Origin of the sequence: Thalassospira lucentensis, from assembly GCF_050516545.1 — a bacterium.
In the GTDB taxonomy this organism is placed as follows: domain Bacteria; phylum Pseudomonadota; class Alphaproteobacteria; order Rhodospirillales; family Thalassospiraceae; genus Thalassospira; species Thalassospira lucentensis_C.
The window spans coordinates 2,790,945-2,809,057 of sequence record NZ_CP191544.1; the positions used below are offsets into that span (position 1 = coordinate 2,790,945).

Below are 18,113 nucleotides of genomic sequence, written 5' to 3' on the forward strand. Positions count from 1 at the left end.
GGACCAAGACCTAGCGAGCGCGGGTTGTGCTTTCACGTTGCTGAAGCTCAAAGCCAAGATCGACAATTTTGTCATCAAGGATTTCGCCATCCAGCACAGCACGGATCATTTCAACTGCGCGTTTGCCAATCGCATAGCGATCAGTCCGGATAGAGGTCAGCGACGGATAAGCTGCTGCCATCATCTCAAGATCGTTAAACCCGACAATGCCCATATCTTCCGGGATAGAAAGCCCGGCCTTTTGACAGCCGAACAAGGCACCAAGCGCCATGTCATCATTGTTGCAGAATACGGCATCCAGATCAGGGCGGCGTTTGCGCAATTGCCCGATCAGTTCCGCGCCAAGTGACACGCTAGAAGAAATGGTGGTTGTCATGATCAAATCCGGGTCATAGCGACCGCCAGATCGCATTGCCTCTTTGAAGCCTTCAAGACGGCGATGGGATCGCGGATCCATTCGCGCGCCAAGAAACCCGATGCGTTTATAGCCCTTTTGCACCAAGTGATGCCCTGCGGCACGCCCACCATCGTAATGAGAAAACCCGACCATCATATCAATCGGATCATCGCCAATATCCATGATCTGCACGACCGGGCATTCCGCATTTTCAAGCAATTCGCGGGTGGCATCGGTCTGATCTGTTCCGGCAACAATCATTGCCGACGGGCCCTGACCAAGGAAGGAACGCACCAGACGTTCTTCTTCATCCGCGACATAGCGCGAATTGCCCAACTGGACCTGAAACAACCCCTGATCGAAATCGTCATAGATGGCGCGCAACGTGTCGGCAAACACGTTGTTGGTTAGCGACGGCACAATCACACCAACAATGTTGGAGCGCGTTGAAGCCAGTGCGCTTGCATGGGAATGCGGCACATAATTAAGTTTGCGCACGGCATTGTTGATTTTTCGGCGCAGGTGATCAGACACCTTGGACGGATCGCGCAACGCACGTGAAACCGTAATGGTACTGACTCCTGCCTTGTCGGCAACGTCAGAAATGGTCGGCCGCCCGGCCCCTTTGCGTTTCCTCATGCCTTTACATTTATTACGTCTTCTCCTTATGGACAAGTCCCTTGTGAATTAGGCTGTTGACTCGATGTTAGCGCTAACATTATGTTAGCGCTAACATCGACAATAACAGGGCGAAATAAAGCGTAAAGCAGCCCTGAAAAAAACAGACGGGTGGAAATATCTTTATGAGCCGGCAGGTCGGATATGTCGTGGTTATGGGCGTCTCGGGTTCGGGAAAGACCGAAATCGTTCGCAGTGTTGCAGACGCCACAAACGCGCTTTGGCTTGACGCCGACGATCACCATCCCATTCAAAATGTCGAACACATGCGCCGCGGCCAGCCGCTAAATGATGACATGCGCTGGCCCTGGCTTGATGCCGTTGCCGATGCCGCACATCAAAAAGCCGCATCACGTGCCAATGGCCACAATGGTCAAGGTGCAGATACTGTTTTTATTGCCTGTTCTGCCCTTAAGCGCAGCTATCGCGATTTTTTAAGCCGGAAACTCGATCCGGTGACTTTTGTATATCTGGATGGCACACGTGAAGTGATTCTGACACGGCTTGAAAACCGGGTCGGGCATTTCATGCCCTCCACACTGCTTGACAGCCAACTTGCAGACCTCGAACCGCCGGGGCCGGACGAGAACTGCGTGTCTGTCTCGATTGACGCCCCAATCGACGTCGTGGCGTCCACGGTTGCCGCCCGCTTGGCAGCCAAGGGAAACCACGTATCTTCCATCACTAAAGATAAGACCGCCGGACAACCGGCATTCCAGGGAGAAGACAAATGACCAAGACCCTTAAATCGCTCGCAGGAGCAACCTTTATTGCCAGCCTGATCGCAGTTGCGCCGTTTTCGGCCAATGCGCAGGAATTCACCCTTAAAATGCAGTCGAGTGACTCTGCTGGCGTTCCAAACTTTGAATTGGAGCAGGACTGGGCAAAACGCGTTGGCGTGATGACCGGCGGCCGTGTTGAAGTTGAAATTCTTCCGGTCAATTCGATCGTTGAACATGCCGAAACACAAGATGCCATCGCTGCGGGCATTCTTGACGGCCACATCACCGACACCAGCTATTTCACCGGTAAAGATCCGGCCTTCGGCCTGATCGCAAACCCGGTCGGTGCATGGTCCGCACCATCTGAAATGCTGCGTTTCGTTGAATATGGCGGTGGCAAAGAACTGATGAACAGCCTTTTGAACCCACGTGGTTTGCAGTTCATCGGTGCCGTTACCCCGGGCCTCGAAGCCTTTGTATCGTCCGTACCGCTTGATGGTGTTGCCGATCTTAAAGGTCTTAAAATGCGCGCGCCAGAAGGCATGGTACAGCAGGTATTTGCCGCAGCGGGTGCAGCCCCTGTGAATATCCCGCAGTCCGAAGTCTTTACCTCGCTTGATAAAAAAGTGATCGATGCGGCCGATGCGACCGTGTTCTCGACCAACCAGGCAATGGGCCTGCATGACATTGCCAAACATCCGGTCTATCCGGGCTTCCATTCCATGCCAATGCTAGAAGTTTCGATCAACAAGACCAAATGGGATTCCATGCCCGCAGACATCCAGACCATTCTGGAAATGTCGGTCCGTGATCTGGCCCATGACATGGATGCACGTCTTGCGATGAAAGACATGGAAGCTGTTGCTGCCGCCCGTAAAGACGGTGGTGTCACCATCCATAACTGGTCCGCCGAAGAGCGTGCCAAATTCCGTCAGATTGCCACCAGCCAGTGGGAAAAAGTGGCGGCACGTTCAGAAGACGCACAGCGCGTTTATGACACCTTGGTCAAATACCTGACCGCACAGGGCTTGATCTGATCTTTTGATCGCACGATGGTTTACCGGCGGCTGGATCATGTCCGCCGGTAACGACTTGAATACAATCCGGCCGCACCCGGCATAAGAGACGATACCGGGTGACGAGGTCCTCCCTGTTGCCGGATTGTATTCCCCGCATCGCAAGGAATGCTGAATATGGCTATCAGCCCTGTAGACCCGAACCAAAGTGATCTCCCCGCAAGCATCGTCCCTGATGCACTTCCAGAACAGGTCCCGGCAGTTTCCGGCCTAATGGGCCGTGCCGTGGATAAGGTAAGTCCGGTTTTTGCCTTTGGCTTTATATTTGCCATGGGTATTCTGATTTTTGAAATTTTCATGCGTCATGTTTTCAACAGCCCCACTCTTTGGGTCCATGAAACCACGACCTTCCTGTCTGCCGTCGGCTTTGTGTTTGGCGGGCTTTATTGTGCCGCGCGCGACAAACATATCCGGGTTGTTATTTTCTACGACATTGTAGGGCCGAAAATCCGCAAAGCCCTTGATGTCGGCATTTCGATTGTCTGCATGACTGCATCGGGTTTCTTTGCCTGGGCGGCGTGGCTTATGGTCAAACGCGCAACACTCACGCCGACCGGTGACATTCACTTTGAAACAACAGGCAGTGCGTTTAACGCACCCTATCCGGGTATCCTGAAGCTCTTTCTACTCGTGATCCTGATCCTGTTGGTGGTGCAGTTTCTGATACAGGCCATCAAGTATGCCCGCAAAGCGCCTGTCATGCCCACGACCGGGAAAGAATGACCCCCGTTTCAAGTTGATACCCCCACAGTCATTGCACGGTCACCCATCTGATCGGCGCGACAGGATAGATTAAATGTTTGAATTACAGTCCCTAGGCATTGAATACGGCACACTTGCCATGTTCGTCCTGCTGCTTGGTTTTCTTCTGACAGGCATGCCGCTTGCGTTCGTAACCCTGCTGATCGCGCTTATTTTCACCCTTGGCTGGTTTGGCCCGATGGCCGTGCCATTGATCACCAGTCGGGTTTTTTCATTTGTTTCGTCCTTTGTTTTTGTTTCCGTCCCGATGTTCGTCATGATGGCGGCCATTCTGGATCGATCGGGAATTGCCCGCGATCTGTTTGATGCCATGCGCCTGTTTGGCGGTCGGCTTAAGGGCGGCGTTGCGGTTCAGACGATCTTTGTTGCTGTCATCCTTGCTGCCATGAGCGGCATTATCGGCGGCGAGATTGTGTTGCTTGGCATGCTGGCCCTGCCCCAGATGTTGCGTCAGGGGTACGATAAGAATTTGGCCATCGGTGTGGTCTGTGCCGGTGGGTCGCTTGGCACCATGGTACCGCCATCTATTGTCCTGATCATTTATGGTCTGACGGCAAACGTATCGATTGGCGATCTGTTTACCTCGGCCTTTCTTCCGGGCTTCATGCTGGCGGGCTTTTATGTCGCCTATATCCTGTTCCGTTCTTATACCGGCAAAAACATTGCCCCACCGCCCCGTACCGAGCATATCCCGCGCGCAGAAAAACTGCGTCTGCTTAAGGGCCTGTTCTTGCCGATGCTGGTCGTGTTCTGTGTTCTTGGCTCGATCTATGGTGGGATCGCGTCAGTCACCGAGGCATCGGCGGTTGGTGTTGCCGGGGTTATCGCATCGACCATTGTGCGGCGTGAATTTTCGCTCGCGATGCTTAAAAGTGCTGCGCTTCAAACACTTTCGACCTGCGGCATGATTGTCTGGATCGGGATTGGCGCATCAGCCCTTGTTGGCGTGTTCAACCTGATGGGCGGGATCAAATTTGTATCCGCCCTGATCACGGGTATTTCGGATGATCCAACCACCATCATCCTGTTCATGATGCTGATCCTGTTTATCCTTGGCATGTTCCTTGACTGGGTCGGCATTGCCCTTCTGACCATGCCAATCTTTGTCCCGATCGTGAAAGACCTTGGCTTGGACCCGGTCTGGTTTGGCGTTCTGTTTGCCATGAATATGCAGGTAAGCTTCCTGTCCCCACCGTTTGGACCTGCGGCCTTCTATTTAAAATCTGTGGCCCCTCCCGACATATCATTGGGAGATATCTTCAAGGCGTTGCTGCCCTTCATCTGCTTGCAAATTTTGGCCGTCGCCCTTCTGATCATCTTCCCCGGCCTTGCAGGGGGATAAGCCCCAGAATAGTGGTGTTTTGCATGATAAGGGGAAGCTGGCAACGGCTTCCCCTTCGTCGTGAAACGTCGGAGGTTTTGATTATCACCTTGAAATCCGTCGATTGCCAGCGGTCTGCGGCAAGAGCAATCATTCCTGTGACAAAGGAACTGCCGACTAAAAACAAAGCCCCACTAGCAAGTTTATTCCTGAATAATTTTCAACTTTTAGGTGATATTTTCATATAAAATTTGTATTATTCACGCCATATCACAACTTTGACGGAAAATTTGAGCCATGGTTACAAGCCAACCGCCAGGGGGGAAGTTCGGCCCTGCTCCTCTTACTCAAGCCCTTCGCCCTGAAGTCGGGCTAAACGAAGACGAGATTACAACGGCGCGACGCCTGAGGCGGGACGGGGAGAGTGAGCAAGACATAGCTGAACAGCTTGGTGTCGCTGTCGAAATAGTACAGCTTGCACTCGCCTCAATGAGAACACCTACAGTCCGACCGACTAGGCGTACGATCAATGTGGGCATGAACGCCTACCACGAAATCATACAGCAAAAAAACGACGGCGAAGCATTATGGGAAACTATGGATAGAATCCTTACTGAACTTCAGCGTCTGCGCGACTTTTCTGCAAAAGTTCGAAACGACCCCAGCTCTTAATTTTCTTTAGTCGGAAAAGGCAAAATGGGACAGTTTCATTCTCGAGGAAGGTGATTACTTCAGAAGCCACCTTCCTCAAATCAAGAAATCTATTTTCACCCCCCAACCGGGAACCGCATGGTGACGAATTCTTCGGCGGCTGACGGATGGACTGCCACGGTTTGATCAAACTGGGCTTTGGTTGCACCCATGCGGACTGCAATGCCAATGCCCTGAATGATTTCGGCGGCATCCGGGCCAACCATATGGGCGCCAAGGACCACATCGGTGGTTTTATCGACGATCAGTTTCATCAGCGTTTTTTCATCGCGGCCCGAAAGGGTATGGCGCATCGGTTTGAAGGTGGATTTGTAAATCACCACTTCACCGCCTTTGGCACGGGCTTCTTCTTCGGACAGGCCGACGGTGCCAACTGGTGGCTGGCTAAAGACTGCGGTTGGGATGGCCTGATAGGACATTGACCATGGCTTGCCGCCAAAGACGCTATCGGCGAAGGCCATGCCTTCTTTGATCGCGACCGGGGTTAGTTGAACATGATCGCGCACATCGCCAACGGCATAGATATTGGGCACACTGGTTTGAAGTGCGGCATTGGTGATGATGGCACTGTTATTTTTAAGTTCCACCCCAACCTGTTCCAGGCCCATTCCATGGGTTTTAGGCTGCCGACCGGTGGCAAACATGATGGCATCAACGGTTTGATGGCCGCCGCCCGTCAGGGTCAGGGACAAGGTGCCATCATCGTTCTTTGCAATCGCTGTGACATTGGTATGCAGTTTAAGATCAATGCCCTTTTTGACGATTTCTTCGGCAAGATGATTGCGGATATCATCATCAAAACCGCGCAGGATTTGCTCCCCGCGATAGAACTCCGTCACGTTTGATCCAAGGCCGGCAAAAATCCCGGCGAACTCAACCGCGATATAGCCACCACCAACAACGGCAATCCGTTCTGGCAAGTCTTCAAGGTGGAATGCTTCGTTCGATGAAATCGCATGTTCGATGCCCGGAATATCAGGCAGGGTCGGCGTGCCACCAACAGCGATCAAGATACGATCCGCCGTTACCGTTTTATCCCCCACCGCGATGGTATGGGCGTCTTTTAGGACCGCGCGATTTTCAAACAGCTCAATATTTGATCCGGCCAGAAGTTTTTTGTAAATGCCATTAAGGCGTTCAATTTCTTTGTCTTTATTGGCAATCAGGGTTTTCCAGCTAAAGCTTGGTTCGCCCGGAAGGGTCCAGCCATAGGCAGATGCGTCTTCGAAATCTTCGGCAAAATGTGCGCCATAGACCAGAAGTTTTTTCGGCACGCAACCGCGAATAACGCAGGTGCCGCCAACCCGGCTTTCTTCAGCAATGGCGACCTTTGCACCGTATCCCGAAGCCACACGGGCCGCACGCACACCACCCGAACCAGCACCAATAACAAATAAATCAAAATCATAATCCGACATGCGGAAATCCTTATTTTCGGTCAATTGACGATATGGCGCCAAATGTAGGGCGATATTTTCAAGAGTCGAGGCAAAACCAAGCAACTTGAGCGTAAAATTCATGTGATCAGGCGTGAAGATCACACCTGGGCGCCAACTTGACCAACCAGAGATAGCATTTTTAAACTTTCGCGCTATATGATGGGTCAGACGCGATGGGGATTGCGATAACTTTGATAGGATCATGTTTATGAACGACCATATTCACGGTCAGGACGCGTCTTTTGACCCGGCACCGCATCATGCAGATGAACGCGGCGGCAACACAGCGCTTGTGTGCTATGGCCTTATGATCGCGACCCTGTTTACGGCCTTTGCCACCGGGCTTATTGCGCTGATTGTGTCTTATATTGCGCGTGAAGAAGACAATCACTGGACCAACAGCCATTACGTTTTCGTTATCCGAACTTTTTGGATCAGCATCCTGTATGCGATCATTTTCGGGTTCTTTACGTTCATGATCGGCTGGGTGCCGCTTTTGGGCTGGGCGATTGTCGGCCTGATGGGGCTTTACACCACTGCGTGGTTCATCGGACGCAATGTGATTGGTCTTTTATGCGCCGTTAATGGCCGCCCGATTGATAATCCGCAAAGCTGGTTCTTTGGCTAAGCCCTATAAAATCAACTAAATTTAGCGGTGCAATCGGCTGGACGCTGTTTTGTCCGATTGCACCGGACTCCCCGGACCGTTAAAGTCATCAGCACGTAAAACAAATGACACGGACAGGGAGTCGCACCGCCATGACATTGGCGTCGCAAGCCCCCGGCGAAAAAATGCGCTGGGAAGATCTTCTTTCATCTCATCGGCTTGAATTTAAAGGCGGCAAAATCCGGCTGCCCGAAGGTGCGCCCTATCCAACGCCAGATGGCAGAAGCCCGTTCCAAATCGATGTGGACCGGGTGATTTTTTCATCTTCCTTCCGGCGCCTTCAAAACAAAACCCAAGTTCATCCGCTATCGGAAAACGATCACGTCCATACCCGCCTGACCCACACGATTGAAGTCGGATCGGTTGGGCAGTCGCTTGGCCTGATGGCAGGTGCGCATATCGTCAAGAACCTGCCAAAAGGGTCTGAAACAACGGTCGCTGATATTGGATATATGGTTCAGGCGGCATGCCTTGCGCATGATATTGGTAACCCGCCCTTTGGTCATTCCGGCGAAGATGCGATCAATGAATGGTTTACGACATCGAAGCTTGCCAAAGATGAGCTGACATCGCGCCTTTCGGGGCCGGAACTTGAAGACCTGCGCCATTTTGAAGGCAACGCCCAAGGGTTGCGGATCATAAGCCAGCTTGAAATGAAGCGGTTTGACGGTGGGTTGAACCTGACTTACGGCACGCTTGGAAGCTTCATTAAATATCCCCGCAGCACATCGGTCCCTGATAGTAAACGCGGCGCATATACCGGCCTTAAAAAACCCGGATATTATCAGGCCGAACGCGATATTGCCTATGCGATTGCAAAGGCCTGTGGCCTATCCCCGCTTGAAGGATTTGACGGGGCATGGCGCCGCCATCCGCTGGTTTATCTGGTCGAGGCAGCAGATGATATTTGCTATTCCGTGGTCGATCTTGAAGATGGCTGGGAACTGGGCTGTGTGACGTTTGAAGAAGTCGAACGCGCGCTGGCCCCGATTGCCCGGAACCCTGATAAATATGACGGCGATGCGGATCAACGCTGGAACGATTTACGCGCCGAGGGCTGGTACGCCGAGAAATCCGAAAATGACCGAATCGGGTTCCTGCGTGGCAAGGCAATTGGCAATCTGGTCAAGGCTGCAGTTGATGCATTCATTGAAAATGAAGACGCCCTTTTGACCGGCACCATCCAAGGCGACTTGCTGGCCAATACCCCGCTTGGCCTCGATGCCAAGGCGTGCAAAAAACTCGCCGTTCAAAAGATTTATAATGCCCCCCATGTCCTGCCGATTGAGATGGCCGGGTTCGAGGTGGTTAACGGCCTGCTCAACAGCTTTGTCCGGGCGGCAATCGATATTGACGAACATATCAATCACGGCCGGCGCCTGCCGCCACAGGCAGATCGGATAGATAAGCTTCTTTCGGGCAAAATTTCAGACGCGCCCGACCTGTATAGCCGCCTGATGCGGGTCATGGATTATATTTCGGGCATGACGGACCGTTATGCGGTGACGCTGTTTAGGAAGCTTCAAGGCATTACGATCTAAACCAAAAAACCCGGCCAGTTGGCCGGGTTTTTCGTAAAAGCTACTTTGAGCTTAGATAATATAGTGAATGCCGCATTCGGTTTTGTCCTGTCCGGCCCAGCGGCCTGCACGGACATCCGTGGAACTGGGATCAACCCGGTCGGTGCAGGGCATGCAGCCAATCGACAGGAAACCTTCGGCCTCCAGCGGATGGCGAGGCAAGGCGCGGTGTTCGAAAATATCGTCGATATCGCCGCGCGCGTAGCCAGCCAGCGGGTTGATCTTGATCCGCGTACCTGCGGTTTCGATTGCCGGAAGCGCATCACGCTCCCCACCATGGAAACGTTTGCGCCCTGTCAGCCAAGCATCATAGCCCGTAAGCGCACGCTGGAGCGGTTCGACCTTGCGCAAATAGCAGCATTTCGCAACATCAGAAGCAAACAGCATCCCGTTGGGATCATCTGCTTTGAGCTTTTCCTCGTCAGGGCGCATGATCTTGATATTGGTCAGACCAAGCTGGTTGACCAGCGTTTCGCGGTATGTATGGGTTTCACCAAACAATTTGCGGGTATCAAGAAAAATGATCGGCAGATTGGCATCAACCTCGGCGACCAGTGCAAGCAGCGCTGCTGCCTCTGTCCCGAAGGAGGAGGTCATTGTGATCTTGCCGTTGAATTCTTCATGCACCATGGGCTCGATCAGCGACACACCCTGGAGATGGCCATAGCGGCTCATCAAATCGGCGGCGCGATCTGTTGCTTCTTCAACCGACATGGAGCCGCCGGTAACGATATCTTCTTCACGCATTACATTCATGGCAACCATCCACGACGATCAATATATTCGTCGGTTTTTTTCAGCAATGTTGGCATGTCAGCACCGCCTGCTTTCCATTTTTCGCGCTGATCAGAAAGCTCGCGCAGGCGTTTATCCCATGTCGGGACAAGCCAGTTTTCAAGCGCACGGCGAATACGACCAGCCAGTCTTGGGCTATGACCATTGGTCGAAACCGTGATCATTAAATCACCGCGCTGAACGCGGGCTGGCGAGAAAAAATCACAATACGCCTTGATATCTTCGACATTGGCGATGGTGCCAACCGCCTTGGCGATGGCGGCAAGTTCGGCGGCCTTGTCTTCGTCAAGGTCGACAATAAACATGATGGATGCCGCGTTGACATCTGCGGAATTTGGCAAATACCGATGCAGACGATCCCCGGCCTGGTCAACCAGTTCGGGCATCGGGTGTTCTGAATAGACGGTGACGTACTTTGCCCCATCACCGTCAAACTGGCGCAACCGGTTCAGGGTAGCCTGACCGTTGCCGACCAAAGCGACTGAAAGTCGCGTCAGGTCCAGATTGATGGGAAACATCGTCGATCCTCTAATGCGGGTTTCTCTCTGTTGTCCATGACTATGAGTGTGGAAATTAAAATATTCAATACATTTTTTATGTGTTTTATACATATACAACACTTATTACTGTGTTTATTAAATGAAACAGCAAGTGATCCATCCAAACTGCTCATGACGTAAAGCTTTTCCTGCACTTTTTGAAAAATCGCCCTATATTGGGCCAAATTTCAGCATCAATAATGCTGCCGATCCGAACGATAAGAGAGCTTCCAGATGCCCAGCAGTGCCGCCCCTGTCGCCTCAGGCCACCCCACTATTTCCCCCGTTGCCCACAAAAATGTCGCGATCTGGCTATTTTCCTGTGCTGCGATGGTGTTCATCATGGTGGTGATTGGCGGATTGACCCGCCTGACGGAATCGGGGCTTTCGATTGTTGAATGGCGGCCCTTTACCGGCATTATCCCGCCCCTGACAGAAGCTGACTGGAGCGCCCTTTATCAGAAATACAGCCAGTATCCCGAATTCCAGAAGGTCAATGCCTGGATGTCGGTTGATGATTTTAAATCCATCTTCTGGCTGGAATTTATTCATCGTCTTTGGGGGCGATTGATCGGGATTGTGTTCTTTATTCCGTTTGTCTGGTTTCTGGCCAAAAAATCGATTGATCGTGCGACCAAATGGAAACTTTGGGGGCTGTTCATTCTGGGCGGGCTTCAGGGATTGATGGGCTGGTATATGGTGATGAGCGGACTGGTCGATCGCCCCGATGTCAGCCAATATCGCCTGACCGCACATTTTGGTCTGGCACTTGTGATTTTCATCGCCCTTGTTTGGGTGGGCTTGCAGCAGAGCGCACCGCGCACAACCGGAACAATTGCGTCTAAACGCAGTTGGCAATTGCTTGGCCTGATCGTCTTTACCGCGCTTTCCGGCGGCTTCGTTGCCGGGCTTGATGCCGGTTATGCCTTTAACACTTTCCCCTTGATGGATAGTCAACTGATCCCCGATGGGCTTTTTGTCTTTGACCCGACCTGGCTGGCCCCGTTTGAAGATCACATGACCGTCCAATGGGATCATCGCTGGTTGGCGAAACTGACCTTTGTCATGGTCTTGGTATTTTGGTGGCGCGCAGGAAAATGGCCCCTGACAAAAGACCAGCGTTTTGCCACACATCTTGTTTTGTCAGCCGCCTGTCTTCAGGTCGCCCTTGGAATTTCCACATTGCTCAGCGTGATCTGGTTGCCGCTAGGTGTTGCCCATCAGGCCGGGGCGGTTGTGCTTGTGGGTACAATGACCTACGCCGCATATAAATTGCGCACGGTGGCGTAGGCACGCAACCGTGCGCCAATTGGCAAATTCTAATCGTCTGCGCGGTGCAGTGCCTTGCGGACCCGGCGCATGGCAAGCCAGATCGTGGTAAGAACAACCGGCACCGCAATCCCGGTTGCCACCCGATCATTGATCGGGACACCGGCATCCTTCACCGCCTTGAACAGATAGCCCAGCAAACCGACCGCATAATACGTAATGGCAGCAACCGACAATCCTTCGACGGTTTGTTGCAGGCGAAGTTGCAATTTGACCCGGCGATCCATACTGGCAAGCAGATCGCGGTTCTGTGCTTCAAGCAGGATGTCAACCCGCGTGCGGAGCAGGTTATTGGCCCGTGCAACACGCTTTGACAGAACTTCCAGCCGATCCCCGATATTCTGACAGGTTCGCATGGCGGGTGCCAAACGGCGTTCCATAAACTCGGTGATGGTCTGAACGCCTTCAACACGTTCTTCACGAAGTTCGGTCAGGCGGGCCTGCACGATGCGGTAATAGGCGCGTGCTGCACTGAACCGATAATTCAGGGATGCGGCCATTTCTTCGGTCTGGGCAGCAAGGTCGGTCAGTTTTGACAGGGTTTCTTCGTCATTGGTTTGTGTCTTGCTGGCCATTTCGGCGGTGATGTCCGACAGACGCGTATCAATTTCCGAAACCTTTGGCGTCGCGCAATGGGCCAGTGGGAAGGCCAGCAAGGCCATCATCCGGTAAACTTCAATTTCCTTAAGCCGCTGAACAAGGCGACCAGCCTGAAGCTGCTCCATCCCCTGATCCTTGATCAGAATGCGGCCAAACCCGTCGCCATGCAGACGAAAATCGGTCCAGACCTGTGCGGTTCCGCCCAGAACCCGGCTGCCCGTCAGGCCGTTGTGATCAAACAGGCGTGAAATTTCATCTGCACTTCGCTCGGCTGTTTCGACCACGATATGCAGCCCGACCATTAATTGCCCCGGGGTTTCCGACAGCCAGTCCTGCGGCACCAGATTAATCACAGGGTCTTCGAACGGGTTATCAAACGGCTCCATGCGTTTAAACACATAGACCGTGAATTCCGCGTGACGTTCCCAGATCACCGAGAACCCGTCACAGGCCGCCTCAAAGTATTTTTGATCGGCAGCCGGCGGCGTCAAACTGTATCGGTTGCAGAAAGCGACGAAATGGTCACGCACGTCTTCGTCAAATTCTTCGCCTGCCTGAAAGGCAATGCAGGAGCAGCGTGCAGGGCTTGTGACCCCGCCAAACGGGCGGGCATGAATTTCATTATGGAGTGCGACACGCTGGGGATGTTCAACAAACATTGCCACGGGCTTTCATAATTGGCCATTGCGGTCTATATAAAACGTTCAGGGGCAGGTTTTGCCTTGTTCCTGACAGTACCTGTATAGACGAAAGTTCAAGGTGACAGAAACCCCAGAAAGCGTAAGGGAAAATACTGTCACAAGTGCTTTTATCAAACGGGGAAAATCATTTTCTCTGGCCGAATAATCCTGGCCCCCAAGGAGGTTCCATGACCGATCTTCGCACCACCGACAATCTGTTTTTCGCCAAAGGTGATCTTGATCGCGAACGGCTTGAAACACAGGTCAATGACGCGCTTGGCGCGGCAGAAGACGGGGAACTGTTCCTGGAATACCGCCAATCCGAAAGCCTTGTTTGGGATGATGGCCGCCTGCGCAGTGCGAATTTTGATACCGCACAGGGCTTTGGCTTGCGCGCGGTTGCCGATGAAGCCACCGCCTTTTCGCATTCCAACGAACTGTCCAATGATGCGGTTGCCCGTGCTGCCGAAACCGTCAAGGCCGTTGGATCAGGTCGTTCTGGCAAGGTCGATCTTGGATCGGTTGGCACCAATATTTCGCTTTATTCCGATATCAACCCGCTGGGTGAAGCCACCTTTGAAGCCAAGGTTGATCTTTTGGCACAGATTGATGCCTATGCCCGATCCCGCGATCCGCGTGTGGTTCAGGTATCTGCATCAATTTCGGGGAACTGGCAGGCTGTCCAGATATGGCGTTCCGGCGGACAGCGGATCGGCGATATTCGCCCGCTTGTGCGGTTCAATGTTTCGGTCGTGGTCAAACAGGGCGACCGGATGGAAACCGGATCACATGGCGAGGGCGGCCGGATTGGCTATGACGGGTTCTTTGATGAAAAAACCTGGAAGACTGCCGTTGATGAATCCCTTCGCCAGGCAATTGTAAATCTGGATTCCGTTGCCGCACCGGCCGGTGAAATGACCGTCGTACTTGGTCCCGGCTGGCCGGGTATTTTGCTGCATGAAGCCATCGGCCACGGTCTTGAAGGTGACTTTAACCGCAAGGGAACGTCGGCCTTTGCCGGGCTTTTGGGTCAGCGCATTGCTTCACCGGGCGTTACGGTTGTCGATGACGGAACCATTCATGACCGTCGCGGGTCGCTTTCGATTGATGATGAAGGCACCCCGACCCAGCAAACGGTCCTGATCGAAGACGGTATTCTGAAGGGCTTTATGCAGGATCGCCTGAATGCCCGCCTGACCGGTGTTAAATCAACCGGTAACGGACGCCGTCAATCTTATGCCCATGCCCCGATGCCCCGCATGACCAATACCTATATGCTGGGTGGCGACAAGGAACCTGAAGAAATCCTCGCCTCGGTCAAGAATGGTATTTATGCCGTTAATTTTGGTGGTGGGCAGGTCGACATTACGTCGGGCAAGTTTGTATTTTCCGCATCCGAAGCCTATTTGATCGAAAACGGCAAACTTGGCGCACCGGTCAAGGGTGCGACCCTGATTGGCAATGGTCCCGACAGCCTCACCAAGGTTTCCATGGTGGGTAATGATATGGCTCTTGATAACGGGATCGGCACATGTGGCAAGGACGGCCAAGGCGTTCCGGTTGGCGTTGGGCAACCGACCTTGCGGATTGACGGATTGACCGTCGGCGGTACAGCCGTATAGGAAGAACAACCTAATGGATAGAAAGTGCCTTTGAATTAAGGCACCTTTCTATGCGCAAGCATAGATAACCTATCCATTTAAAGCCGATGACACCCATCAACTGCATGGCTTCCATCAAACCACCAGACCCCATACTCTGTGTTTATAATGATTAAAACAGATTATGGGCGCATCTGGTCTGGTTTTACCCCCGACCAGACGCGCCAGACCGGTTCAAAAGACCGCATTAATCTGGAACGCTTGGGGGAAAGCTTGAAAACAGGCAGATGGCGGCACAGTACGGCAATAACAGCCGTACTTGCGGTACTGGTTATGGGGATTTCCAGTACCAAGGCACAGCAAAGTGTGGATGTCCGCACAGATGAAGCACGCCAATTTTCCGAAGATTTTGACCGCCTGACGGACGTCACCGAACGTGCCAACACGTTGCTTCAAACCGATGATGGCGGCGACATCACCTATGCCGATATCCTGACCAACCCTGATGACATTGTTTTGAATTTCCGCTGGGCAAAGGCGCAGCTATCGCGCGGTGACGTGCGCGGCGCATCGGCGACCCTTGAACGCATTCTGGTCTTGGATCCTGATCTCGCCCCGGTCAGGCTTTATTACGCGATTGTTCTCTATCGCCTTGATAGCCTTGATGAAGCCCGTGCACAGTTCGATCAATTGCGTCAGATGTATGTTTCCCCGGACGTCGCGGCCGACATTGATAAATACATCAGTGCAATCGAACGCCGTCGTAAACGTTTGCATCAATCGATTACCCTGACCATGGGCTCCCAGATTGACAGCAACCGAAATGCCGCACCGAATGATAAAGAACAACTTGTCACCGGCACGCTGACGACCATCACATCAAGTGCAGATAAGCCGCGCAACGACATCGCCTATATCGGTGCCCTTCGTTATGACGTCAGCTATGATCTTGGATATCAGGAAGGCCATGAAATATTTGCCAGCGCGACCGGCTACGCCAGTGATCAGGTTCAGCTAGATTCCCTTGATCTTGGGTCATTCTCGGTCGATGTCGGAAGCCGCATTCGCGGCGGATACTGGATGTTGACCCCGTCGGTCAACCAAACCGTACAATCGCTGAGCAAGGAAAAGTATCTGACATCACGTTCAGGCCGCTTGCGTATGGACTGGAACCCGCGCCCGTTCTTTAACCTGAACGGTGAAGTCAGCTATGCTGATGAACGCTATCAGAATACCAGCGAATCCAGCGCCTTACGTTTGCACTCCGGTCAGCGCTACGGCAGTCGACTGGGGACGAATTACACATGGAACCCCAACAACCGCACCACATTTAATCTTTCTGCGGGTAAAAAACAGGCTGCACGCAATTATTACAGCTATGACAGCTTGAGCGGCGAGTTGATCCATGCTTATCTGTTTGGTGGGGGAAGTTACTTAAGCGGAAGTATCCGCCATGGCATTGACCGATATGACGATCCTGATTTTCTGGTGACCGGTAATTCGCCGCAACATCGAACGGATCGCAGCACACGGACAAGATTGACCTATGGCGCGCCACTTTCGCAAATAATGCCATCGGACTTGTTTGGGGATAGCAACACGGCAAATCAGATATATGACCTGCTCGCACCGGTAAACTGGTCGATCACAGGCGAATATCTGAACACTAAATCGAACATTCCCAACTACGAATATCACAATGCCCGGGCACAGTTTTACCTGACCCGGCGATGGGAGTTCTAGTGATGCAAAACGACGTAGCGACCACCCGCTCGTACCAAAAATTTGCGCCGATAATGCGTGCAATCATGCTGTGCAGCCCCTTGGCGCTAAGCTTAATGCATGCACAACCGGCAAAAGCGCAAGACACCGTTGAAATTGCCAGCCTTGAAATGGCCGGCGTTTCTGCTGCTGTGACCGGCGATGTCACCATGGCCAAAGCAACCGGTGAAATTGGCGTTCTGGTTGAAAGCGGGATGCCGGTTTATCTTGGTGATCGCATTACGACAACATCACGTTCGGGCATGCAAATCCTGCTCCTTGACGAGACGGTCTTTACCATCGGGCCGAACAGCGACATTGCGATTGACGAATTCGTTTATGATCCGGCAACCGGCGATGGCCGCATCGTTGCCGACATGGCACGCGGTGTAATGCGCTTTGTTACCGGCAAAATCCCGCTAAACAATCCTTCGAGCATGGATATCAACCTTCCCGTCGGATCGATTGGCATTCGTGGCACCATCGGATTGATCCGTTCGGTTTCAGCAGAAGAAGCCAACCAGATCATGCCCGGATCCTTTGATACATCCACACCGGAAAGCGCCAATCAACAGGTCTTCATGGCGGTCAACCAAGGCCCCGGCCTTGCGCGAAATGACACAACATCACGCCCCGGCGCTTTTGCTGTGACCGATCAGAACGGCAACAGCGAAAACATCACCGGTGAAAACTTTGGCGTTTTTGTAAGCGGTACCGTCGTAACCGAACCGACGCGCTTCCCACAGGGTGTTGCGACGTTTGATTTCTCGACCAATCTGGTGCGCACCGCGTCACGTCGTTCCGATGAAACCGGGGGGAGCAGTTCGGGCCAAACCACGGCAGCAGAGGCACAACAGCCATCCCTGACATCTGGTCAAACCCAACAGGCTAATACGCAGACAGGTTCGACGATGGTCGGAAGCCTTGACGTTGCGTTGGCTCAGATTGGATCGACATCGGCTTCTTCGAGCCAAGGCGAAATTACATCGATTGTTGGTAACGTTACAGAAAGTAGCAGCAGCTCTAGTAACAATGACAGCCCTTTCACCTATGACGCATTACGGCAGATCACAAGCGGGTCAGTTTCGACCGGCACCATCAATGTTAACGGTGCAAATGTTGATTATAGCTTTGCCTCTACCGTGGACTTCGCAAACCGAACTATTGCGATCTTGTTCTCCAATGTTACCCAAACTGGTTCGGGTCTAACAGGTAAGGCTGGCATTCTTGACGGTAGCTTTAACCCATCAACCTTTGATTACACGGGCACCAGCGGCAATGTCGAATTCGCAAGCGGGGATTTCACGTATGACCCGAACTGCGCGACGTTGGGCTGTAGTGCCACGGCAACATTTGAAGATGCCTATAATGTCGATTTCAATCTATCGACCACAACTTATTCGTCCGGCACGGACGGCAGCGCGACATTGAACTGATCAGAAATTGGCTGGCAAA

Annotated in this window: 15 protein-coding genes; 10 read left to right on the forward strand and 5 right to left on the reverse strand. The window is 52.7% G+C overall.

Annotated elements, in window-relative coordinates:
* Positions 1 to 10 precede the first annotated feature (10 nt).
* On the reverse strand, positions 11 to 1,036 hold the full coding sequence (locus ACQ0MK_RS12930) for a LacI family DNA-binding transcriptional regulator (protein WP_430472960.1): 1,026 nt from the start codon (positions 1,034 to 1,036) through the stop codon (positions 11 to 13).
* 164 nt (positions 1,037 to 1,200) lie between these two features.
* Between ACQ0MK_RS12930 and ACQ0MK_RS12935 the strand changes: the two genes are divergently transcribed.
* From ACQ0MK_RS12935 to ACQ0MK_RS12950, 4 genes are all read left to right on the forward strand, one after another.
* Complete coding sequence (locus tag ACQ0MK_RS12935; RefSeq protein WP_430472961.1) at positions 1,201 to 1,809, forward strand: gluconokinase; 609 nt, start codon at positions 1,201 to 1,203, stop codon at positions 1,807 to 1,809.
* Positions 1,806 to 2,834, forward strand: a complete 1,029-nt coding sequence (locus tag ACQ0MK_RS12940; protein WP_430472962.1) for a TRAP transporter substrate-binding protein — start codon at positions 1,806 to 1,808, stop codon at positions 2,832 to 2,834. The genes ACQ0MK_RS12935 and ACQ0MK_RS12940 overlap by 4 nt, the downstream gene beginning before the upstream one ends.
* A 156-nt stretch (positions 2,835 to 2,990) precedes the next feature.
* On the forward strand, positions 2,991 to 3,596 hold the full coding sequence (locus ACQ0MK_RS12945) for a TRAP transporter small permease subunit (RefSeq protein WP_430472963.1): 606 nt from the start codon (positions 2,991 to 2,993) through the stop codon (positions 3,594 to 3,596).
* Positions 3,597 to 3,669: 73 nt separating this feature from the next.
* A complete protein-coding gene (locus ACQ0MK_RS12950) occupies positions 3,670 to 4,977 on the forward strand; it encodes a TRAP transporter large permease (protein WP_430472964.1) in 1,308 nt (435 codons plus the stop codon).
* Positions 4,978 to 5,723: 746 nt separating this feature from the next.
* Here ACQ0MK_RS12950 and gor read toward each other — a convergent pair.
* Complete coding sequence (gene gor, locus ACQ0MK_RS12955) at positions 5,724 to 7,085, reverse strand: glutathione-disulfide reductase (RefSeq protein ID WP_430472965.1); 1,362 nt, start codon at positions 7,083 to 7,085, stop codon at positions 5,724 to 5,726.
* Between the two features lie 229 nt (positions 7,086 to 7,314).
* Here gor and ACQ0MK_RS12960 point away from each other — a divergent pair, with 229 nt between their 5' ends.
* Both ACQ0MK_RS12960 and ACQ0MK_RS12965 read left to right on the forward strand, forming a co-directional pair.
* A complete protein-coding gene (locus ACQ0MK_RS12960) occupies positions 7,315 to 7,734 on the forward strand; it encodes a DUF4870 family protein (protein WP_430472966.1) in 420 nt (139 codons plus the stop codon).
* A 131-nt stretch (positions 7,735 to 7,865) separates the two neighbouring features.
* Positions 7,866 to 9,314 carry a deoxyguanosinetriphosphate triphosphohydrolase gene (locus tag ACQ0MK_RS12965; protein ID WP_430472967.1) on the forward strand — a complete coding sequence of 483 codons (1,449 nt, stop codon included), beginning with the start codon at positions 7,866 to 7,868 and terminating at the stop codon, positions 9,312 to 9,314.
* Positions 9,315 to 9,365: 51 nt separating this feature from the next.
* On the opposite strand, the gene ACQ0MK_RS12970 is transcribed toward ACQ0MK_RS12965, so the two are convergent.
* On the reverse strand, positions 9,366 to 10,109 hold the full coding sequence (locus tag ACQ0MK_RS12970) for a phosphoadenylyl-sulfate reductase (RefSeq protein WP_430472968.1): 744 nt from the start codon (positions 10,107 to 10,109) through the stop codon (positions 9,366 to 9,368).
* Positions 10,106 to 10,666, reverse strand: a complete 561-nt coding sequence (locus ACQ0MK_RS12975; protein ID WP_350047963.1) for a precorrin-2 dehydrogenase/sirohydrochlorin ferrochelatase family protein — start codon at positions 10,664 to 10,666, stop codon at positions 10,106 to 10,108. The genes ACQ0MK_RS12970 and ACQ0MK_RS12975 overlap by 4 nt, the downstream gene beginning before the upstream one ends.
* A 255-nt stretch (positions 10,667 to 10,921) precedes the next feature.
* Between ACQ0MK_RS12975 and ACQ0MK_RS12980 the strand changes: the two genes are divergently transcribed.
* Positions 10,922 to 11,977, forward strand: coding sequence for a COX15/CtaA family protein (locus tag ACQ0MK_RS12980; RefSeq protein WP_430472969.1), 1,056 nt, complete (start codon positions 10,922 to 10,924; stop codon positions 11,975 to 11,977).
* Between the two features lie 29 nt (positions 11,978 to 12,006).
* Here ACQ0MK_RS12980 and ACQ0MK_RS12985 read toward each other — a convergent pair whose 3' ends face one another.
* Entirely contained in the window at positions 12,007 to 13,275 is a 1,269-nt protein-coding gene (locus ACQ0MK_RS12985; protein WP_430476030.1) for a DUF3422 family protein, read from the reverse strand.
* A gap of 209 nt (positions 13,276 to 13,484) precedes the next feature.
* Here ACQ0MK_RS12985 and tldD point away from each other — a divergent pair, with 209 nt between their 5' ends.
* From tldD to ACQ0MK_RS13000, 3 genes are all read left to right on the forward strand, one after another.
* Positions 13,485 to 14,918, forward strand: coding sequence for a metalloprotease TldD (gene tldD / locus ACQ0MK_RS12990; protein ID WP_430472970.1), 1,434 nt, complete (start codon positions 13,485 to 13,487; stop codon positions 14,916 to 14,918).
* Between the two features lie 147 nt (positions 14,919 to 15,065).
* Entirely contained in the window at positions 15,066 to 16,640 is a 1,575-nt protein-coding gene (locus ACQ0MK_RS12995) for a tetratricopeptide repeat protein (protein WP_430472971.1), read from the forward strand.
* 2 nt (positions 16,641 to 16,642) lie between these two features.
* The gene (locus tag ACQ0MK_RS13000) at positions 16,643 to 18,094 is read left to right on the forward strand and encodes a FecR family protein (protein WP_430472972.1); all 1,452 of its coding nucleotides are present in this window, start codon (positions 16,643 to 16,645) and stop codon (positions 18,092 to 18,094) included.
* The last annotated feature ends 19 nt before the right edge of the window (positions 18,095 to 18,113 follow it).

Coding starts and splice junctions, on each gene's coding strand:
- ACQ0MK_RS12975 (WP_350047963.1), bottom strand. CDS start 10,666: ATGTTTCCCATCAATCTGGACCTGACGCGACTTTCAGTCGCTTTGGTC.
- ACQ0MK_RS12940 (WP_430472962.1), top strand. CDS start 1,806: ATGACCAAGACCCTTAAATCGCTCGCAGGAGCAACCTTTATTGCCAGC.
- ACQ0MK_RS13000 (WP_430472972.1), top strand. CDS start 16,643: ATGCAAAACGACGTAGCGACCACCCGCTCGTACCAAAAATTTGCGCCG.
- ACQ0MK_RS12980 (WP_430472969.1), top strand. CDS start 10,922: ATGCCCAGCAGTGCCGCCCCTGTCGCCTCAGGCCACCCCACTATTTCC.
- ACQ0MK_RS12985 (WP_430476030.1), bottom strand. CDS start 13,275: ATGTTTGTTGAACATCCCCAGCGTGTCGCACTCCATAATGAAATTCAT.
- ACQ0MK_RS12960 (WP_430472966.1), top strand. CDS start 7,315: ATGAACGACCATATTCACGGTCAGGACGCGTCTTTTGACCCGGCACCG.
- ACQ0MK_RS12970 (WP_430472968.1), bottom strand. CDS start 10,109: ATGAATGTAATGCGTGAAGAAGATATCGTTACCGGCGGCTCCATGTCG.
- gor (WP_430472965.1), bottom strand. CDS start 7,085: ATGTCGGATTATGATTTTGATTTATTTGTTATTGGTGCTGGTTCGGGT.
- ACQ0MK_RS12950 (WP_430472964.1), top strand. CDS start 3,670: ATGTTTGAATTACAGTCCCTAGGCATTGAATACGGCACACTTGCCATG.
- ACQ0MK_RS12935 (WP_430472961.1), top strand. CDS start 1,201: ATGAGCCGGCAGGTCGGATATGTCGTGGTTATGGGCGTCTCGGGTTCG.
- ACQ0MK_RS12945 (WP_430472963.1), top strand. CDS start 2,991: ATGGCTATCAGCCCTGTAGACCCGAACCAAAGTGATCTCCCCGCAAGC.
- tldD (WP_430472970.1), top strand. CDS start 13,485: ATGACCGATCTTCGCACCACCGACAATCTGTTTTTCGCCAAAGGTGAT.
- ACQ0MK_RS12965 (WP_430472967.1), top strand. CDS start 7,866: ATGACATTGGCGTCGCAAGCCCCCGGCGAAAAAATGCGCTGGGAAGAT.
- ACQ0MK_RS12930 (WP_430472960.1), bottom strand. CDS start 1,036: ATGAGGAAACGCAAAGGGGCCGGGCGGCCGACCATTTCTGACGTTGCC.
- ACQ0MK_RS12995 (WP_430472971.1), top strand. CDS start 15,066: ATGATTAAAACAGATTATGGGCGCATCTGGTCTGGTTTTACCCCCGAC.